This window comes from Flavobacterium sharifuzzamanii (assembly GCF_003254585.1).
Lineage (GTDB): Bacteria > Bacteroidota > Bacteroidia > Flavobacteriales > Flavobacteriaceae > Flavobacterium > Flavobacterium sharifuzzamanii.
The window spans coordinates 111,441-131,645 of sequence record NZ_QJGZ01000038.1; the positions used below are offsets into that span (position 1 = coordinate 111,441).

General features: G+C 37.0%; 9 protein-coding genes. 1 reads left to right on the forward strand and 8 read right to left on the reverse strand.

Going from position 1 to position 20,205, the window contains the following annotated elements; genetic code table 11:
* Nucleotides 1–87: 87 nt before the first annotated feature.
* Nucleotides 88–879, reverse strand: a complete 792-nt coding sequence (locus tag DMA14_RS11180) for a polysaccharide lyase (protein ID WP_111424754.1) — start codon at nt 877–879, stop codon at nt 88–90.
* Between the two features lie 481 nt (nt 880–1,360).
* Between DMA14_RS11180 and katG the strand changes: the two genes are divergently transcribed.
* Nucleotides 1,361–3,634 carry a catalase/peroxidase HPI gene (gene katG / locus DMA14_RS11185; RefSeq protein ID WP_111424755.1) on the forward strand — a complete coding sequence of 758 codons (2,274 nt, stop codon included), beginning with the start codon at nt 1,361–1,363 and terminating at the stop codon, nt 3,632–3,634.
* Nucleotides 3,635–3,737: 103 nt separating this feature from the next.
* Here katG and DMA14_RS11190 read toward each other — a convergent pair whose 3' ends face one another.
* From DMA14_RS11190 to DMA14_RS11220, 7 genes are all read right to left on the reverse strand, one after another.
* Nucleotides 3,738–7,328 carry a heparin lyase I family protein gene (locus DMA14_RS11190; RefSeq protein WP_111424756.1) on the reverse strand — a complete coding sequence of 1,197 codons (3,591 nt, stop codon included), beginning with the start codon at nt 7,326–7,328 and terminating at the stop codon, nt 3,738–3,740.
* A gap of 408 nt (nt 7,329–7,736) precedes the next feature.
* Nucleotides 7,737–8,528 carry a gluconate 5-dehydrogenase gene (locus tag DMA14_RS11195; RefSeq protein ID WP_111424757.1) on the reverse strand — a complete coding sequence of 264 codons (792 nt, stop codon included), beginning with the start codon at nt 8,526–8,528 and terminating at the stop codon, nt 7,737–7,739.
* 31 nt (nt 8,529–8,559) lie between these two features.
* On the reverse strand, nt 8,560–9,708 hold the full coding sequence (locus DMA14_RS11200) for a DUF4861 family protein (protein WP_111424758.1): 1,149 nt from the start codon (nt 9,706–9,708) through the stop codon (nt 8,560–8,562).
* 187 nt (nt 9,709–9,895) lie between these two features.
* Nucleotides 9,896–13,933, reverse strand: coding sequence for a hybrid sensor histidine kinase/response regulator transcription factor (locus DMA14_RS11205; protein WP_111424759.1), 4,038 nt, complete (start codon nt 13,931–13,933; stop codon nt 9,896–9,898).
* Between the two features lie 76 nt (nt 13,934–14,009).
* Nucleotides 14,010–16,694: a DUF4962 domain-containing protein gene (locus tag DMA14_RS11210; RefSeq protein ID WP_111424760.1), complete on the reverse strand. Its 2,685-nt coding sequence runs from the start codon at nt 16,692–16,694 to the stop codon at nt 14,010–14,012.
* A 19-nt stretch (nt 16,695–16,713) separates the two neighbouring features.
* Nucleotides 16,714–18,093, reverse strand: a complete 1,380-nt coding sequence (locus tag DMA14_RS11215) for a sulfatase family protein (RefSeq protein WP_111424761.1) — start codon at nt 18,091–18,093, stop codon at nt 16,714–16,716.
* Nucleotides 18,094–18,318: 225 nt separating this feature from the next.
* Complete coding sequence (locus tag DMA14_RS11220; protein ID WP_111424762.1) at nt 18,319–20,205, reverse strand: RagB/SusD family nutrient uptake outer membrane protein; 1,887 nt, start codon at nt 20,203–20,205, stop codon at nt 18,319–18,321.

Below are 20,205 nucleotides of genomic sequence, written 5' to 3' on the forward strand. Positions count from 1 at the left end.
CTTCGATGTTGTTATTAGCAAATAATAAAAAGCATCGAAGTTGTCAATTTAATTTTTCCGGCTCAAATTGTTTTTAAAGTCTATAAATTATAGCGCATCCCAAGAAGCGCTCGGATAATATATAGAACTTGTTACCGGAGCTGTCCAATAATCTTGACTTCCACCACGGAAAGTGTGAAGACTTACAGCGTTTACATTTCGCTTAGCATCGTTAGTTACCCAGCGAATTTTTTCATTCAATATTTCCGTTCCATTTACGTAATATTTAACGTATCCATCTGTATTAGAACCTGTATTCAATTTCACAGATATTTGGCAGTTGTAAGTCACACCTTCTTGAATATAGTATTTTTTGCCAAAATCATTTCCATATTGTCCTGGCTGATCTCTGTAATACACATAAGGCTGAAGATAAGCGCCACTTCCTTTTGCAGTGTTTGATCCATTTGGGCAGTACCACATAAATCTGGCACTTCCTCCATTTCCATCCCATGCCGCATCGCCACCTGTATTTTGGTCACCGATTAAGATACCATATCCGCATTTTCCGCCTCGGCTCCAGTAGAATCCGTTATTAAATTTCATTTGGAACCAAACCGTGTAAACGCCTGTTGACCAAACGCCATACGATGTACATAAACCGCCAGGGCAAGATAATGTATTAGTCTGCAAGGTAATGGTTCTTGCTCCAGCAGTTCCTTTTGCTGTAGTACTGCCTTCAATTGCAGCATTAGATGCGAGAGTATCTTTGCTCACAAGCTGTTGAGCTTCTTTTTTAGCAGTTTGCTTTCCGTTTAAATCTTCTTGTTCTTTTTCACAAGAATTTAGCACCAATGCTGTAATAAATAATACGCTGGTTAATTTTAAAAAATTCTTCATTTTTTTAGTTTTAAGGTTAGTAAACGATTAATAGTTAGTAATAATAGATTAGTAGTATTTGAGAACCGAAAGTGTAAAATTGAAGAATATAATTTTTAGGAAGGAGTAATAAAGTACGTTTTTACGTACACAGAAATACAGGCGGTATTTTTCTTATGTTTTTGAGAGAATTCTTAGCTTTATTTTCTTTTGAAAAACCTCGGATCTTTAAAGTATTTATTGCAAATCGCTGTACTCTAAATTTTTATATGAATGAAAAGATTCTTTTTATTAAATTTATGTAGTTAATATCTCATAACAATAAAAGTTCTTTTTTTAAGAGAAATCTTTTTTTAGAAAATTATCTGAGTTATAAGGATTTTAAATATAAAAAAAGCTTTAAAATAGATTTTGTCTATTTTGGAAGTAGTATTTACAATCCTTAGCCTTAATTTTCTCTTTCATTAGTTTGTAATTTAGTCAAAAATAAAATTTTTCAACTATGGATAATCAATCAAATGACATCAGCAAATGCCCTTTTCATAATGGGAGCATGGACAAGCAAGCAGCATCAGGCACAAAAAATCGTGACTGGTGGCCTAAACAGTTAAAGGTAAATATCCTGAGACAAAATTCAGTATTGTCAAATCCGCTGGATAAGGATTTTAATTACGCAGAGGCGTTTAAAAGCCTGGATCTTGAAGCTGTAAAGAAAGATTTACATGCTCTTATGACTGATTCACAAGATTGGTGGCCTGCTGATTTTGGTCATTATGGCGGACTTTTCATCAGAATGGCGTGGCACAGCGCGGGAACTTACAGAGTACATGATGGTCGAGGTGGAGCTGGAGCTGGACAGCAGCGATTTGCACCGCTTAACAGTTGGCCAGATAATGTGAGCCTTGATAAAGCTAGAAGATTGCTTTGGCCAATAAAACAAAAGTACGGGCAAAAAATTTCATGGGCCGATTTAATGATCCTAACAGGGAATGTTGCTTTAGAATCAATGGGCTTTAAAACATTTGGTTTTGCAGGAGGACGTGCCGATGTATGGGAAGCAGATGAATCTGTTTATTGGGGATCTGAAACGACTTGGCTTGGAGGTGATGAACGTTATAAAGATGGTTCTGAAGGTGTTCCGAAAGATCATGGTGTTGTTTCATCAGATGACGATGCAAATGGAAATATTCATAGCAGAAATCTTGAAAAACCTCTTGCCGCAGTGCAAATGGGACTTATATATGTAAATCCTGAGGGGCCAGACGGAAACCCTGATCCTATTGCTGCGGCCAAAGATATTAGAGATACTTTTGGACGTATGGCAATGGATGATAAAGAAACTGTAGCACTTATAGCTGGTGGGCATACTTTTGGTAAAACACACGGAGCAGCTTCTTCAGACCACGTAGGTAAAGAGCCAGAAGCTGCTGGTTTAGAATTGCAAGGTCTAGGATGGAAAAACAGTTATGGTTCAGGAAAAGGTCCAGATGCAATTACGAGTGGACTTGAAGTGACTTGGACAAAAACACCAACACAATGGAGCAACAACTTCTTTGAAAACTTATTTGGTTTTGAATGGGAACTTTCTAAAAGCCCTGCAGGTGCACATCAATGGGTCGCAAAAAATGCTGAGGCAATTATTCCTGATGCTTTCGATCCTAATAAAAAGCATTTGCCAACAATGCTTACAACCGATTTATCATTAAGACTGGATCCAGCATATGAGAAAATCTCACGACGCTTTTTTGAAAATCCTGATGAATTTGCAGATGCTTTCGCTCGTGCATGGTTTAAATTGACACACCGTGATATGGGGCCAAGAGCTCTTTATCTTGGATCTGAAGTGCCTGCAGAAGAATTGCTATGGCAAGATCCTATTCCAGAAGTAAATCATACACTAATTAATGATCAAGATGTAGCTCAGCTGAAAGAGAAAATATTAAATTCAGGTTTAAGTATTTCTCAGTTAGTCTCAACGGCTTGGGCTTCTGCGTCTACGTTTAGAGGATCAGATAAACGAGGCGGTGCAAATGGTGGACGCATAAGACTTGCACCACAAAAAGACTGGGAAGTAAATAATCCTGCTGTATTAAAAGTGGTTTTAGATAAATTAGAAGCTATTCAAAAAGAATTTAATGATGCGCAGAATGGAAAAAAAGTTTCATTAGCCGATTTAATTGTTTTGGGAGGTTCTGCAGCTGTTGAAAAAGCGGCTAAAGATGCTGGAGCTTCAGTTTCTGTTCCTTTTTCTCCAGGACGTATGGATGCTTCTGCTGAGCAGACAGACGTTGAATCTTTTGGATATCTTGAACCGAAAGCGGATGGTTTTAGAAATTATAGAAAAACAAAATCATCTGTTCTAACAGAAGAACTTCTTATAGATAAAGCAAATTTATTGAATCTTACAGCACCAGAATTAACAGTGCTTTTAGGAGGGCTTCGCGTTTTGGATATCAACGCTGACGGAAGCAAAAATGGTGTTTTTACCACTCGACCAGGTCGCTTAACAAACGATTTCTTTGTAAATCTGCTAGATATGAACACGCAATGGCAATCGGTTTCTAATGATCAGGAACTTTATGCAGGAAACGATAGAAGCACCGGGCAGCCTAAATGGATTGGAACACGTGCTGATCTTGTTTTTGGTTCAAATTCAGAATTAAGAGCAATTGCAGAAGTATATGCAGCTTCTGATGCACATGAGAAATTTGTTCATGATTTTATTGCTGTATGGACTAAAGTGATGAATCTGGATAGATTTGACTTAAAGGCTTAATACAGTAGAAGTAATAAGTTAATAATAGGAACTGCCCCTGATAGCTAAACACTATTTTGGGGCAGTTTTTTTATGAGATGAATTTTTTCAAATAAGAATTACATTATTGTTTTATAAGCTTAATGGTTTTTGTATTCGTTCCATTGCATATTTCGGCAAGATATATTCCTGCACTAAAGTTATTTTTTAGTATTATGGCCGACGTGTAATTTGATTTGACGGTATCTATTTTTCTTCCCAATATATCGAACAGATTAATATAAATAGCCTGTGTTTCATCTCCTCCAATGATGTTTATCTGAAATTCAGTTTTTGTCGGATTTGGCGATGCATTAACTATAAAATCATCTATTTGATGTTCTGAAATTTTTGTTGCAGTATTTTTTAAAGACAAGGTAGCCTCGCATGAGCCTAGATGACAGCCATGTGCTAAATGTGCTGACACAGCGTTGGCAGAAATGCAAAGACTTTTATTGTTCGTATGGCATATTAGTACTTTTTTTGCACCACAGCTAATATCGATTACCTTTATTTGTTTTGTTATGGTAATATAGCAACCTTTCGCATCAGTAATAGTGACGCTGTAATCCTGAACTCCCGGTGTTGATGGATTAATAGAAATAGCATCTGTTATAGCTCCGTTACTCCACAAATAAGTAAAAGGTGCTGTTCCATTTGTAGGCGTTGCGTTCAATGTTAAAGAAGTAGGGCCATATCCTAAGTAAATAGTATTAGCGTCTCCTCCCGGATTTACAGCATATACATCTGGAATGAGAGCTGCAATCGGAGTATTGATGATTACTGTTGAGGTGTTAGTACTGTTATTTCCTGCGTTATCAGTAACGGTCCATGTTATAACGGATGTTCCTACGTTAAAATTTCCACTTGCATCTAATCCATTTCCGTTTCTTGTAGTTGCACCTGTAATTGTATAAGTAACGGTATCAATTGTACAATTATCGGTAGCAGTTGCTAAAGGGATATTGTAATTTCCGCTTGATTCATAACAAAGAACAACAGAAGTAACTGAGTTTACAGTTGGTTTTTGTGCATCCGTAACCGTCACCGTTTGAGAGGTTGTGGCGGTATTGCCATTTTCATCGGTAGCAGTCCATATTACAGTTGTTGTACCATTTGGAAATAATGCTGGTGCGTTATTGGTAATACCTGTTACAGCACAATTATCGGTTACTATTGGTTGAGTTAACAGTAATGTCGCACCACACTGATTTTCGTCATTTGAGAGCGTTATGGGTGCAGGTATTGCAAAAACAGGCTTTTCTGTATCATTAATCGTAATAGTAAAAGAAGTCGAACTATTATTGCATCCATCGGCTGCTGTCCACGTAACAGTTGTAATTCCTTTATTAAAAACTTTATTGGCTAATGTAGTATTACCAGTAGCAGAGGTTGCTCCAGTAAGCAAATAGCTGAAAGCAACGTTACTGCAGTTGTTTAATGCGGTGATGTCAAATTCATTGGCTTGTGCTGTATAGGTAGGCAAACCCGTATTAGTGTTAGTGATAATATTTGATATTTCAGGTAGATAAAGTACTGGTTTAACTTGACCGTTGAATGAAAAGTCATCAATACCCACTAAAGAAGTTCCAGAGGTTCTGTTTGATCCGTACCAATATAAACGAAATGTAATTGGGGTTTTGATATTGGTCAAAGGACTTAAGTCATAAGTAAGCAAAGTTGCAGCAGTTCCAGTGAAGGTTTGAGGTGCCGTAATATCACTTGTAAAACCGTCTATGCTGGATCTTATAACAAATGTGCTAGGATCAGAAGCGTTTCCTTTTCTAGCTGTAAATTTAAGATTAGAAAAATTTATTTTGTTGCCATTTTTAGGTTGAAGTTTGAACTCAAAATACTGATCTGGATTAAGTGAAGTAGCAGGATCTAAAGTATTTGTTTTGCTGGTCCAGCCATTTAGTAAAACGCGACCACTAATTACGCCTGCTGTATTGAGGCCACCGCTAGTGCCATAATAAAAATTTGGTGCTGCATTTCCGTCACTGATTATATTCGGATTTGTGGTGTTTCCTGCCGTAATAGGTGCGATAAATTCAACATTATTTCCAGTGAATGTGTTTCCCCAGATTTGTACAGGCGCACTAGTATTATTCAGCTCAAAAATTTTGATGTCATCATGATAAATAATTCGTGTCATAACATTAGGAGGATCAGATGTAATAGACTGTCCGGGACGATACAAGCCCCATTTCAAATATCCCGAAGGGTTAGCTTCAGGAACATCCTGATTGAAAGTTTTAAAGTTGCTCACCTGCCATGCCAATGTATAATCAGTTTGTCCAGGTAACCTATAATAAACCTTATAATAACCAGTATTATCAGTTGTCATTTTTGCATCAATCCTAAAATCAATCCATTGATTAATATAAGGACGAAAATCATCTATGATAGACGGTTCAATATTGTCGTTAGGTATACGGAAGGTTATGCTATTGCGTTTTGCGCTTAAATACCATGCAGGATTTTCTCCTCCACTTTGTTTGCCTTGAAAAATAATGTCTCCATTTTGAGCCATTCCCGCAGTATAAGATTCCCAATCTTTCAGCAATAGACTCACTTCAAAACGGCGTTCATCTCCAGGATAATATTTTCCATCTGCAAACATTTGAGCTGTAGCTGCCTCGCTTCGCCAATGGTTATCAGAAAAATAACCCGGATCTCCAATGGTTACGCGATGAGCTATAGCATAATTGCCAGTACGGCCAGGACTTACCAAGTATTCCGCATCACTAGCAGTGGCGTGTGTTGTAGTCAAGTTTGAAATTCCAGAGTTTGCTGTACCGCTTTCATAGTCAACAGTAACAAGCGTATCGGTAATCGTTGCAGGTGGTGTTGCAATTAAAGAGTTAGAATAAACGATATCATCCATGTACATTACAGGCGCCGATGATCCTGCTCCCACATTCAGCAAATTCATACTGTTAATATTAGAGCCTTGCGGAAGAAAACCAGTTCCAGGGTCAGCATTGGTAAGTACTTTAATATTGTCGATCCAGATGTCAAAAGTTCCTGCAGCAAGGTTATGAGTAGTTAAGTTAGACGCACTTCCAGTTGTATAGGAAGTTTCAGCATTGCTATTGTTCATAAAAAATTTTAGAACATAAACCTGACTTTTATTTATTGTAACTCGTGAAAGTCCTGCTGTTGTATAGTTTGGACTTGTCGTAGACGAAAGCCAATCGAGGCTTATAGCAGTGGGAGTAGGAGACAGTCTTAAAGCAGCAAATGTTTGTGGTAAACTTATTCCGCTACCGTTGGTAAAATTGCTGCCATTGCCAAAATAGATTAAGAATCTGCCATTAGTTCCTGATGTAATGTTGATCTTGCATTCAAATGCTGCAACGGCTGTAGCTGTAAAAGAACTCAAACCAAATTTAGCACCCGATACGGTTGTACCACCACTCATTTTAAGTTCGGCTCCCGAACCTCCTGCCAAATTAGAAGAAGTGAGTTCAACAAAACCTTCAGTAGTAGACGAAGCTCTTACACTAGCAGTACCTCCACCAGCCGTTGGTGAAGGCAAATAAGTTGAACTATAAGCAGTAGACGCGTATGGCATCGAGGTGGTAATGCCAAAGTTGTATTCCCAATTGGAATTTTGTGCTTTACTTTCTAATAAAGAAAATACACAAAGTAAAACAAGTAAACTTTTTTTCATAATAAAGCGGTTTTGGTTGAGTTAGTAAATCAGCGATTTTTGGCTAGATTGTATTTTCAAGCCAAAGAAAAGCTTGTTGTTTTTATAGAAAATATGTTTTAATGTTCGTTTTTAATTCGATAAAGCTGTTTTTATAAGTTCAATTTTTGATTCAGTGCTGTTTAGAAATTCATCAGTTCTATATTTTTAAAACAAAAAATAAGGTTTCTTAATTTGATGAATGTTTGGTGTAGCTAAGTTAAATGAGGTGATGAAAATGATATTTCAAATTCGATTATAAATGTTTTGAATTTGTGTAAACGTCTATTCTTATCAAGTGAATTTTTCATTTGACAGAAGTTATCTTGGTTCATTATAAAATGAAACTGGTGCATCAATCAAAACAGATTAGTGCACCAGTTATAGAAATTATTCGTTTGAAGGTTTTCCAATTGTAGCTAGAATTCCGCCATCAACATAAACCACATGCCCGTTTACAAAATTACTAGCTTTTGAGCTTAAAAATATTGCTGCGCCTTGTAAATCTTCAGGATCTCCCCAGCGTCCAGCAGGAGTTCTTCCCATAATAAACTCGTTAAAAGGATGACCGTTTACACGAATTGGTGCGGTCTGACTTGTAGCAAAATAACCAGGACCAATTCCATTAGTTTGAATGTTGAATTTAGCCCATTCTGTCGCCATGTTTTTAGTCAGCATTTTCAAACCTCCTTTTGCCGATGCATACGCACTTACAGAATCTCTTCCCAATTCGCTCATCATAGAACACATATTAATGATTTTTCCGCCACCACGATTGATCATTCCTTTAACCACATTCTTAGAAACAATAAAAGGACCCGTTAAATCTACTTTTATAACCGCTTCAAAATCGGCAACTTCCATTTCGATAATCGGAGTTCTTTTAATAATTCCGGCATTATTGATCAAAATATCGATAGGACCAACTTCATCTTCAATTTTGCTGATTGCGGCAATTACAGCGTTTTCATCAGTCACATCAAATAAATAGCCATAAGCATCAATTCCTTCTGCTTTATATTCTGCAATTGCGCTGTCTACAGCCTCTTGCGAAGAATGATCGTTTACCACAATTTTTGCGCCTGCATGTCCAAGACCTTTAGCCATTGCCATTCCTAATCCGTGAACTCCTCCTGTAATTAGCGCTGTTTTCCCTGTTAAATCAAATAAGTTAATTGACATTTTTTTGTTTTTTGGTTAATAGTATTCTTAATTATTTTTTTGTTTTTGATGTTTCTTTCACATTTACAATCAAAGGATTTTGAAGTTCCTGATTGAAATGATCCAAATAATCCTGCCATTGTTTAGAGTTGCTTATTTGTCCCGCCTTATCCCAAGCAGCGCCTGAATAATAAACAATAGGTTCGTTATTTCTTACCGAAGTTAGGGCAAGCATCTGTTCTTTATCTATCCACATTTTTTGGGCAGGAGTGCTCAATATTGCACCCACAGCTGTAGTTCCTTCTTTTTCAAAAGTGGGCTCCCAATAACTCATAATTCCCTGTTGTTCGTTTAAGCCAATTATGCCTTGCTTATCACGTCTTATAATCCCAACCACAACAGGCAAAGGGTTTTTATCGTCGAAAATGAAATTATTTTCAATTTTATTAAGCTGTGAACCAGCATCTATAGAAATGGTTTTTGTGGCCTTCACTTTAATTTCGCCAGCATTCCAGCTGTCATAAATCAATTGAAAAGTCGTGCGAAGCGGCCCATTATCCAATATTTTCCATTGATGGTAATTTCCAGAATAACGAATAGTGTCTTTTACAAAAGGAGCCATATTTCCTGCACCCAAAGTATAGCCAACATGATAGTAATCAAGTCCGTCCCCGTGATCGATATGATAATCATTACGTTTATAACGGTCATTTAGAACCAATTTAGAAGTGCTTTTTACCCATACGTCAAAACCGTAAGCATCGCCTTCTGTTTTTTCTAAAGCTTTTCCGTAAGCACGAAAAGCGATTTTATCATTTTCCCAAGCAAAATCGTCCAATCTTTCAGGGACAAATCGAGCAAAAGTTTTAGAAGCGAATTTTTCTGGTTTTCCCTTTTGAATGAAAAGCTGCAACGAACTCTTTGCTTTAAGATTTATTTGAACCAATACATTCTGAATGGCAGATTGTCCTTTGTGCTCTAATTGAAATGGAATTTGCTTTTTTGTTTTAGGATCAATGATTATAAAATCGGCAGTATCAATCTGCGGATAGGAGAGAAGAATGTCTTTCCATTTTATGGCTGTCACCGTTTCTTTTCTGTCTAGAGCAGAATGGTTTGTAATGGTAATGCTAGCCTTGTTTTGAGCAATTAATGCAGAAGGTAAAGCACAAAACAGTAAAATAAAGTGTGAAAATTTCATGAGATTTGTTTTGAATATTTTTTGAATGAATAGGTTCAGTTAAGGCATAGATTGGGCTGTCCGACTTGTAAAAGTTCTTTTTCGGACAAAATTTTTCGAGTTTTAAAAAATTAGCTTAAACCGTTTTTAGGTTCGTAGGATCAATTGATGAAATGTTTGCATTAAGGTTTCGTTGTGTTGTTGTAAGTTATTCTTTTGTGTTTTCTAATCGGGCTAAATATTCGCTTGGCATACAGCCATAATGCTGTTTAAATGCTGTCGAGAAATAAGAGGGCGAATTAAAACCGCACATGTAGGTTATTTGAGCAATTGTATATCGCTTGCTCTGCATTAGTTCAACAGCCTTTTTAAAACGGATTCTTTTAATAAAATCCATTGCCGATTCGCCTGTAATTGCTTTTAATTTGATATAAAGATTCGAGCGGCTCATTCCGATTTCACGGCTGAAATGATCCACAGTAAATTCAGAATCTGCCAAATGATCTTCGACAATTCTAATGGCTTCTTTTAAAAATTCTTCATCTAAAGTATTGAATGCAATATTCTCTGGAACCATTTCTTTTCCAACAGAATAGTACTCCTTTAATCGTTTGCGAGAACGCAATAAATTGGTGATTTTTGCAGCCAATAGTGGCGTCGAAAATGGTTTTGTAATATAATCATCAGCGCCCATTTCAAGGCCTTTTATTTGTTGGCTGGTTTCATTTCGCGCCGTTAAAAGCATCAGCGGAATATGCGATGTATTAATGTTTTGTTTGACACGTTTACAAAAATGCAAACCATCCAATTCAGGCATCATTACATCGCTGATAATTAAATCAAAAGGATTAATTTCTAATAAATCTAATGCCATTTGACCATTGTACGCAACCGTTACATCGTAGGTTTTGCTAAAATAATCCTGCAGATAATCTAGAATTTCCTTATTATCATCTACAATCAGTAATTTCACAGGCTGATTGCTGTCTATTACTTCATTTTCTTCTTCTATTTCATTTTCATTATCCAATTCATTATCGGTAACAATAGACAAATCGTATAATGATTCTTCTATCTGCTGATCGTTTTTGTAAACCTGATCTAAAATCGGAATGGCAACTGTAAAAGTGCTTCCTTGTTCTTCGGCACTTTCAGCGCTAATTTCGCCATGATGTAATTCGACCAAACGTTTTGTAAAAGCCAAACCAACACCAGAGCCCAAATTCATTTCGCGGTTGTTTACTTGATAAAAACGATCAAAGACTTTAGATAAATTCTCCGCACTAATTCCGACTCCCGTGTCAGCGACTTTTATTTGTACCAAATCATTTTTTTTCAATAATTCCACATGAATACTTTGTCCTTCTTTGGTGTATTTAAAAGCATTAGACAAGAGATTGAACAAAATTTTCTCCATCGCATCTTTATCAAAAAGAAATACAAGCTGCGGTTCGGCTGAGTGGAAAATATAATGAATGTTGTTTTTTTCTGAAAGCGGTTTAAATGACTCAAAAATTTCCTGCGTAAAACGAACAATATCGCTTTTGCCCACTTTTAACGGACGCGTTCCCATTTCTGTTTTTCTAAACTCAAACAACTGATCGACCAAATTGTAAAGACGTTTGGCATTAATGAACATTAGTTCATGTTTCTTTTTGGTGACTTTATCTGCAAATGGCATTTTTAATAATTCTTCTAAAGGTGCTAAAATCAAGGTTAAAGGCGTTCTTAGTTCATGTGATACATTAGTAAAGAAATCCATTTTGATCTGGTTGATATAACTCACTCTTTCCTTCTCAATTCTTTCCAGTTTTAACTGCTGCTCGGCTTGAATTCTTTCCTTAATGATTTTAAAACCGATATAAACTGCTGTACCAATAATAACCAACAGTAACAATGAAAACCATATTGTTTTGTACCAAGGCGGAAGTATTACAATTTGCAAACTTCTAACAGCGCTCATTTCGCCATTTGGACCAACAGCTTTTATCTGAAAATTATATTTTCCTGCAGATAAATTGCTGTAGCTTACCTTCAATTCATCTGTTCTTTGCCAGTCTTTATCAACTCCTTCCAGTTTGTAGAAATAGTAAGTTCTGTTGGAAGAAATATAATTGAACGTATTAAAAAAGATGCTGAACTGCTTGTATTCTGGTCCAATTTCCAATTCTTTAATCTGATCAATATGCTGTTCCAAAATATCAGTTTCGTCGCCAACAGCAACGGTTTTATTTAGAACTTCTAGAGCTGTAAAACTCAATTTTAAAGGCAGCGGACTTTGTTTTACCATAGACGGGTAGAAGTACGAAACTCCTTTTATACCGCCAAAAAGCAACATTCCGTCTTTAGCTTTGCAGAAAGCATAATCGTTAAATTGCTTGTTTTGTAAACCATCACTTTCGTCAAAAGTCTGCACAGAGCCTTTGTCTGGATTAAACTTAATTAATCCCGTGTTGGTAGAAATCCATAAGTTATCATCGTCCGGAATTATGCCGTAAATCGTTTCTTTGAAGAAATCTTTTCTAGCTTTAAAACTAATAAACGATTCCTGCGTTTCATCGTACAATCGCAAGCCTTCTCGCGTTCCAATCCAGATTCTGTGTTTTTGATCTTCGGTAATGCAGTTTACAATATCATCGCTTAATTTTCCGTGGCCAATAGTACCAAACAATTGTGTTTCTGGATAAAAAAGCGTTACGCCATTGGTTGTACCAATCCAGATTCGTTTTTTGCTGTCTTCAAAAAGAAAAGTAATATCGTCAGAAGCGGGTCTTTTCCCTGCTTTATCCAAATGAATATGGGTAAATGTTTTGGTTTCGGGATGAAACTGATCCAATCCAGATCGTGTTCCAACCCAAATTCTGTCTTTAGAATCTTTCAGTAAACTATAAACTAAATCTCCAGCAATACTGTTCGGATTGTTTTCGTCATGGCGAAAACGCTGCACCAAACCCGTATTCGGATTCAAAATATTCAACCCACCGTTATGTGTTCCCACTAAAACATTTCCGTTATTGTCAAATTCAATGGCTTTAATATTGTTCGAACTTAAACTGTTTGGATTGTTTTCGCTATTAGAATAATAACTGATGGTATTGGCATTTTTGTTCCAATAATTCAGCCCTTTATCGTTACTGCCAATCCAGAAATTGCCTTTAGCATCTTGTTTGATAACGCCAATAACTTCATCGTTTAAAGATGGTTTTCCTGAGTTTTGGCTTAAAAGATTAAACTTAATATCGTTTTTATGATAATAGTTCAAACCTCCGTAATAGGTTCCCAACCAGATTCCGTTTTGTTTGTCTCTAAAAATACATCGAACCGAATTCTGACTTATGGTATAAGGTTGTGAAATTTGGTGTGAATAATTGTTGAATGAGTTGTTTTTAAGGTTATAAATGCTCAAACCTTTAAACGTTCCAAACCATAAATTTCCTTCGGTATCTTTGTTAATGCATCTGATGTTATTATCGGCAATGCTAGTGATTCCAGTGTTGTGCAGGAGAGAAGTAAGGACTTTGTTCTGGGCATTGTATTCAATTACACCTTCGCCTTCTGTAGCGATCCATAATTTTTTTTCTTCGATAAAAACATCATTGATATAAGTTTTTTTTGAAGTCAGATTTATTTTTGAAAGCTGATGAGATTTGGAATTCAGTTGAAAAAGGCCAACATCTGTTCCTAATAAAATCTGCTTTTGCCAAATGCCGATGTATGCGATTTTTTTGATTTCATGCGAAGAAGCATTAAACTTTATCGGAACAAAATTCTTTTCATTTGGAGAAAGCACAAAAACATCTCCAGCAATAGAAGAAGCCCAGATTCTATGATGATTGTCTTCTGTAATGGCAGAAATGTACCATTCGCCAATATTTCGCGGAAGCGGATAATTGGTAAAACTATCCGTATTGTAATTGTAAACACTAATGCCTTGATTACCGCCAACCCATAATTGTCCTTTATGATCGGTAAACAAACTTCGGATGTAATACGATTGCAGACTGTTTTTAACGTCTTTTATTGGGCGATACACTTTAAAACCTTTGCTATCATAACGATTTAATCCGTCTTGTGTTCCAATCCAGATAAAACCCAAGGTATCCTGCTGAATGGCAAAAACAGAACTTTGCGACAAGCCTTTATCGACCGAAATGGTTCGGAAATAGCGGTCTTGCACTTGGGCATAACTTTTCACACTGAAAAGAGCTATGTAGAAAAACGTAAAAAGGACAATCGTTTTCTTCATAAAGGTTTGAATTATAATTTGTTATTTGTTTTTACTGAATGTTTAAATTTAAACAAAAAGCAAATACTTTTTATTCTTAATTTTTGTCATATTTGGCCACATTTGGCAATTCATCTATCGCTTCTTGTCGGATTACTTTAGCATGATCAATTTCAAGCAATAAAGAACTTCCATCGATGTTTGGCATGTATTTTTTTCCTTCAAATTGAATAGGCAGATTTCCGTAGCTAAACATTGATTTTACTGTATTTCGTGAAACTTGCAATGCCGCAGGTTTTTCTCCGTTTAATTGTGCTTTTATATTCCAATCTCCCACTTGTAAAGCTGTAATCCCATCTTTGTTGGATAGTGTTTTAATGACTTCTGTTTTCCCATTTTTAATTTGGATGACGGTTAAGAATCTAAATTTTTGTTTTGGCTGAGAAGTGATTCCCGCGTGCCATTGATCTTTAAATTCTTTAATTTCCCCTTCATCATTGGTCACTTTATTCCAGTTTACAGCAGCTTCGAAAAACTGATTGTGTACCGCCATTTTTAACGGACTTTCAGCATAAACATTAGCGGTAACACTTCCTAAATCGGTTTTAACTGCAAATTGCTGCTGATTTGAATTTTCTGAATTCTGGCCTTCAATTGTATAATAAGGGCAATGAAACTGAGTTGTCCATTTTACAGGAGTTTTCGCTTCCAATTCATCATATAAAACAATATATCCGCCTTCCAATTGCAGCATATGTCTTCTGTATAAGGTTACGCCAGATTCTCCGTAACCGTTTTCTTTACTCGGAACCACTTTTATCTGTTGAAATCTATTCAGCCAAAACTCACTTTTAATTTCGCCATACGCATTGCTAGCATCTCCTAGAGCATATTGAATGCGTTTTCCTGCAATCGCTCTCGGAATCCATCCGTAACCTTCTTCACCAATTTTCTGATTTAAACTGTCGGCTAAAATGGTGTTGTATGCTTTTGTTGATCGATAATCGAGAAGATTGTGTTTGTCACTGAAATTGCTGTAATAACCCGTTCCTCCAAAGATTACTTTTCCTTTATAATTGATGGTAAAGGCATTTTGCGAAGCGTGCCCATGTCCAGAAGAACCAAACGGACTGCTGAACAAATAACTGCTTAACGTTTTATCGGCGTTTGCTAAATCTTCGTGCATCGCGACAACACCTACATCTCCAAATTTGCGTGTTTTTGGTAAAACAGAAGGCGAGGAAGCAGGTAAATTTCGGTTTGGTTTATAATTTAAAAGTCGGAAAAGAAGATAATCGTCTGTACCGTGATAATACTTCGAATAATCCCTTTTTATGCCGTCAACATACCAATTTAAGTAAGGATTGTCCATTTTATAAGTAAGTGCATCTGCAAACCAAGCTTCGCCTTTTGTAATGTAGGGAATATTCTCCCACATGTCGCCAATAGCAGTGCTTGCCGATTTATTAGGATGTGTATAAAGCATATAGTAAGGCAGATTCTGCATCCAAGGCAATTTGAAATAATCGACTCCGCTAAAATCGCCAAACATTTGTGACAAATATATAATTGACTTAAAGTTGACTCTAAAATACCCGTTTCCTTCGTGCCAGCCACCATCTGTTGTGCCTAAAACAGGAAAACGCGACGACCAGACTTCATACAAATACGTTAGCCATTCTTTTGCTTCAGGCACATCGTTTATAACCGCAACAGTTGCAATTGCAAGGTTTCGCATGGTAATCTGCCAAACATGATTGTCGCTAACGTGTAATTCAAAACGATTAGGCAAATGATCGTAAACTCTTTTGGCTCTAAGTTTAATAATGTTTTTAAAAAGTTCTTTTTCCTGCGGAGATAGAAACTCATAACCTGCATCATAAAACCATCCTAAAGCTTCAAGTACGGCACCTCCTGTAAAGTCATCGCCTGTTGCTAGTCCGTCAGGATTCATGTTGGCAATGTTTATAGCTCTGCGTTTCGCATCCAAAATAAAACGCTCGTCTTTAGTAAGCTGATAGGCAATGCATAAATTGCGAACAGGAGTTCCAACAGCATCTCCAAAACCATGATACATTCGCTCAATAATGATCTTTTTCTCTAAAGGATTTTTGCCTGTCGTATCAATGACACGTTGTGGTTTTTCAGTTGGAAGAGGAGCCAGCATTAATTTTTCCGCGAAAGCGATAAACTTTTTCGCCTCAGGATTATTCAAGTTGTTGCGATAAAAATCGTCGCCAATAGTACGCATGTCCCACAAAACTGGATGTGTTCCTTCATTTCGTTTTAAAACTTCGGTTACTGGCGGAGAAACTTTTTCGTTTGCATATTTGGCATCAATTACAAAATCGTAAGTGGGTGACCATGTCCATTGATTGCTGCTTTTTAGGGCATAAGCATATTTCCAGTACCATTTTCCGGCTTGTAGTGCTTGATGCAGAGGATAAACTGCCCAACGCTGTTCTGCGCTGGCAATTACATTTTTGGTAAAGTTTTTATCGCTGGCAAGCATCACTTTATAGCGAACGTTGCCAATATTTGGATCTTCTTTAACATCACTGCCGCTTTCCATTGGTTTCACCATTTCTTTGCCATTAGTTCCAGGCCAAAGAAGGGCAGGAGCATTTGTTGGAACTGTTACTCCGTTTACAGGATACGGCCATTCGCGTACTCTTGAGTGCAGTTTTTCGGCGGTTAACTTTATGACAGCCTGCTGTTTCTGACTGAAAACTGAGAAGGCTGCCAAAAGTAACGCAACTGTATATGTTTTTTTATTGATCATTTGTTTGGTGTTGAATGATTTATAATCCAGATTGAAACGAATCGCCGTTCTTTTTGCACCATTCTTTTAGATAACGGCGCATGTTGAGCAGTTCTTTTTTATACGTTTTGTTTACGGCTAAATTTGTTATTTCGCCTGGATCTGTGGTTAGATTGAATAGTTGTTCTTTTAAATCGCCTTTGTTGTAAACGATATACTTAAAATCTTTAGAAATGACAGCACGTCCGCTAATTCCTAAAAGTTCTTCGTTATCGGCAAAATCGGTTTCTATAACCAAACTATCGCGCAGTTTTAGAGCTGGATTTGCTATTTTTTTGCTTAAATCAATTCCTTTTAAATCAGAAGGTTTTGAAACTCCTGTAAAACCGCAGAGGGTTGGAATAATGTCTATTCCGTTGCAAACCAACATTTCATCTGTACTTGGTTTCCATTCTCCAATTTTTGAAATGATAAACGGAATTTTAGCCGATTCTTCGTAAAGAATCTGTTTCTGATTCCAGCTGTGCCCTGCATAACCATCACCATGATCGGCAGTAAAGACTATGATTGTATTTTTTTCTATTCCGTATTTTTTTAGCGAAGCCAAAACCATTTCAATATAACTATCTACTTTTTCAATCAGTCTATTGTACGCCCAACGATATTGACGCCATTGATCGGCTGTCCAGTTTACTGATGGATAAGTTCTAAAACTTACTTTTTGCTGTTCGCGTACTATTTTGGGTTCGTATTCTGGAATTTTCCAATTGGCAGGAAGTGGGGGACATTGGTCTGGAGATGGAGCATTTTCTAAAACATCCATTTTAAGATCTTCTCCGCGTGCCCATTCGCAAATGTCATGCGGATTTAAAAAAGAGGCTACAAGTAAAAAAGGCGTGTTTTTATTTTCTTTAATAAATCGTGCACAGAAAGAAGGCGTCGCAGCATCGTTGTAATCCTGAAAATTAGTGTTTTCTATATACTCGAAACCATGCTGACTTTTTTTGGAACTAGGAACGGGAAGATGCCATTTTCCAACATAACCTGTTTTATATCCTCCGTTTTGAAAAATTTTCCCCATCATCAATAAATCATCTGGCCATTGTCCGTCTTTTTCTGGGGCATTGCCAATAAAGCCAGTCTCATAAGGCATTTTACCGCTCATAATGGCAGAACGTGATGGCGAACACAAGGGCTGTGCACAATAGGCTTTGGTAAAACGAACTCCATTTTGAGCCAGTTTATCCATCGCAGGCGTATGCAGGTTTGAGTTTCCTGCGTTGCTCATCGCATCAGCGGTTTGCTGATCGGTCATAATGATTAAAATGTTCGGACGGTCAGCTTTTTGCGCATAATTAAGTAATGGAATATTTAAAATTCCTAAGAGGAACAGAACGAATATGTTTTTTTGAAATTTCATCTCTATTTTACTAGTGGATTCTTTTATTTTAATGCTTTGAATCTAAAAACGAAAATACCAATCATTGTTTATTTATAGTTTTGAATTTGTTCAAAATGCTATTAGATTTAGCTAAAATAAACGCTTTTTCGTCTAAAATCAGCTTTCTTTAATAACAGTTAATGCAGAACCGAAGCTCTGCACTAACATTAAACATGAATGGTTTCTAAAATAGATAGTAAGCACTTAGTATTTAGGATTTTGACGTGTGATATTTTTATTGACATCGGTTTCATTTTGTGGAAAAGGATATAACTCGTGTTTTCCAGTAACAAAATTGGTAATAGAAGGATAAAAGTAGGTTGAACGTATTTGTTTTACGGCTGCACTTGTTTCTGCCAGTTTATCTGCTAGAATTCCCCATCTGATCAAATCGGCTCTGCGCATTCCTTCAAAAGAAAGCTCCCAAGCTCTTTCTTGCTGTAAAGCTTTAAAGAATGCCACTTTATCAAGTCCAGTTGGCAAGTTTATTTCAGTAGTTGTTGGTTTAGGCAATAATCTCGCTGTTGCTGTTGCTCCAGAACCTTTTCCGTCTGTGCTGGTAATGGTTACTGTTGGCACAGAAGTATAACCATCTCCAGAACGAAGCAGGGCAATAGTATTTACGCCTCCGCTGGCAAGGTTAACGACTGCAGCAGCAGCATCTGTACCGCCGCCTCCAGTAATTTGAATAACCAAATTTGCTGCATTGGTATAGCCAGTTCCTTTTGTTTTTAAATCAATTGCAATTCGGCTCCCTTGAATGTCAGCGCCAAAAGCTCTTTTACGAACTTGGTTTATAGCTTCGTAAGCAAGTGCATTTGGGCCTTCGTTTAATTCATTTTCTACTTCTGCACGCATTAAAAGCAAGTCAGAATAACGCATAATAACCCAATTGATGTGCGTGTAGACTCTTTCTGCGGTTGCATTGGTCATAAATTCTCTGTTCCATTTTGAAACGGTCCATCTTTCGTCTTGATTGGTAGTCAAAAGCGGAATTTTATTCCCCAAATTATTAATCTGATAAGTGGCAATTGAGAAGTCTCTTCTTTGGTCTGCAGCGTTATAACTGTTGTAAAAAGGTTTCGGGACTAAACATCTAGCAATATTTGACGGATATACGCCGCTTGCAGTCGTAGGGCCATTAAAATTACCAATCCATGAAGCATTTCCAATATTTCCTGATGGATTATAGAAGGCAACTTGAAAAATATTCTCGGTTGGTTCTAAAACGTGCTGACATTGGTTTTTAAACACTTTGGAATAAGACGGATTCAATTTGTACGGATTTTGCGCCATTACATCATTGATTTCCTTTTGCGCAATTTTATAATAGTCTTTATAATTGGCAGGACGTTTTATAACGCCGTCTGCGCCTAAAGAGTATCCTCCAGCAAATAAAGCTACTCTGGCAAGCATAGATTTTGCGCCCCATTTATTGATACGTTCGTCTGTTGGCATCTGGTCTGGCAGAAGTAAAGCAGCTTCCTGCATATCTTTTATAACCTGAGTGTATATTTCCTGACGATCTACCAAAGCACCGCTAAGTTTATCTCCCGACTGTGAACTTTTTGTTTTAAATGGCACATCTCCCCACAAACGCACCAATTCTGAATAGTAAAATCCGCGAAGGAATTTAGCTTCGCCAAGAAAACGGTTTAATTGCTGTTTTTGAGTTTCGGTTCCGTTAGTATACAGTTCCATTTGCGGAATTCTTTCGATCACCACATTTGCTCTGTCAATTCCTTCGTACAATTTACTCCAAGCCAGATAAAAGGTGTTGGTTTGAGAAATGCCTTGATAATGTGCAATTGTTCGCCAGTCATCGGCACCAATTCCCGACATTTGTTCAATGTCAGTATCAGCATCAAAAATTAGCGAAATGTTCCATCCATAACTGTCCATAGAAGACATCGCTTCGTAAACTCCGAGGGTTGCCATATTGGCTTCGTTTACATCAGAAAAAAAGTTAGCTGTGGTAAAGTAAGAGTAAGGAGTAACGTCTAAATCTTTGTCACAGGAATTAAGAGGCAATAGGAGACAGGCTACACCTGCTATAACCATTGCTTTGCGTGAAAATATATTGTGTTTCAT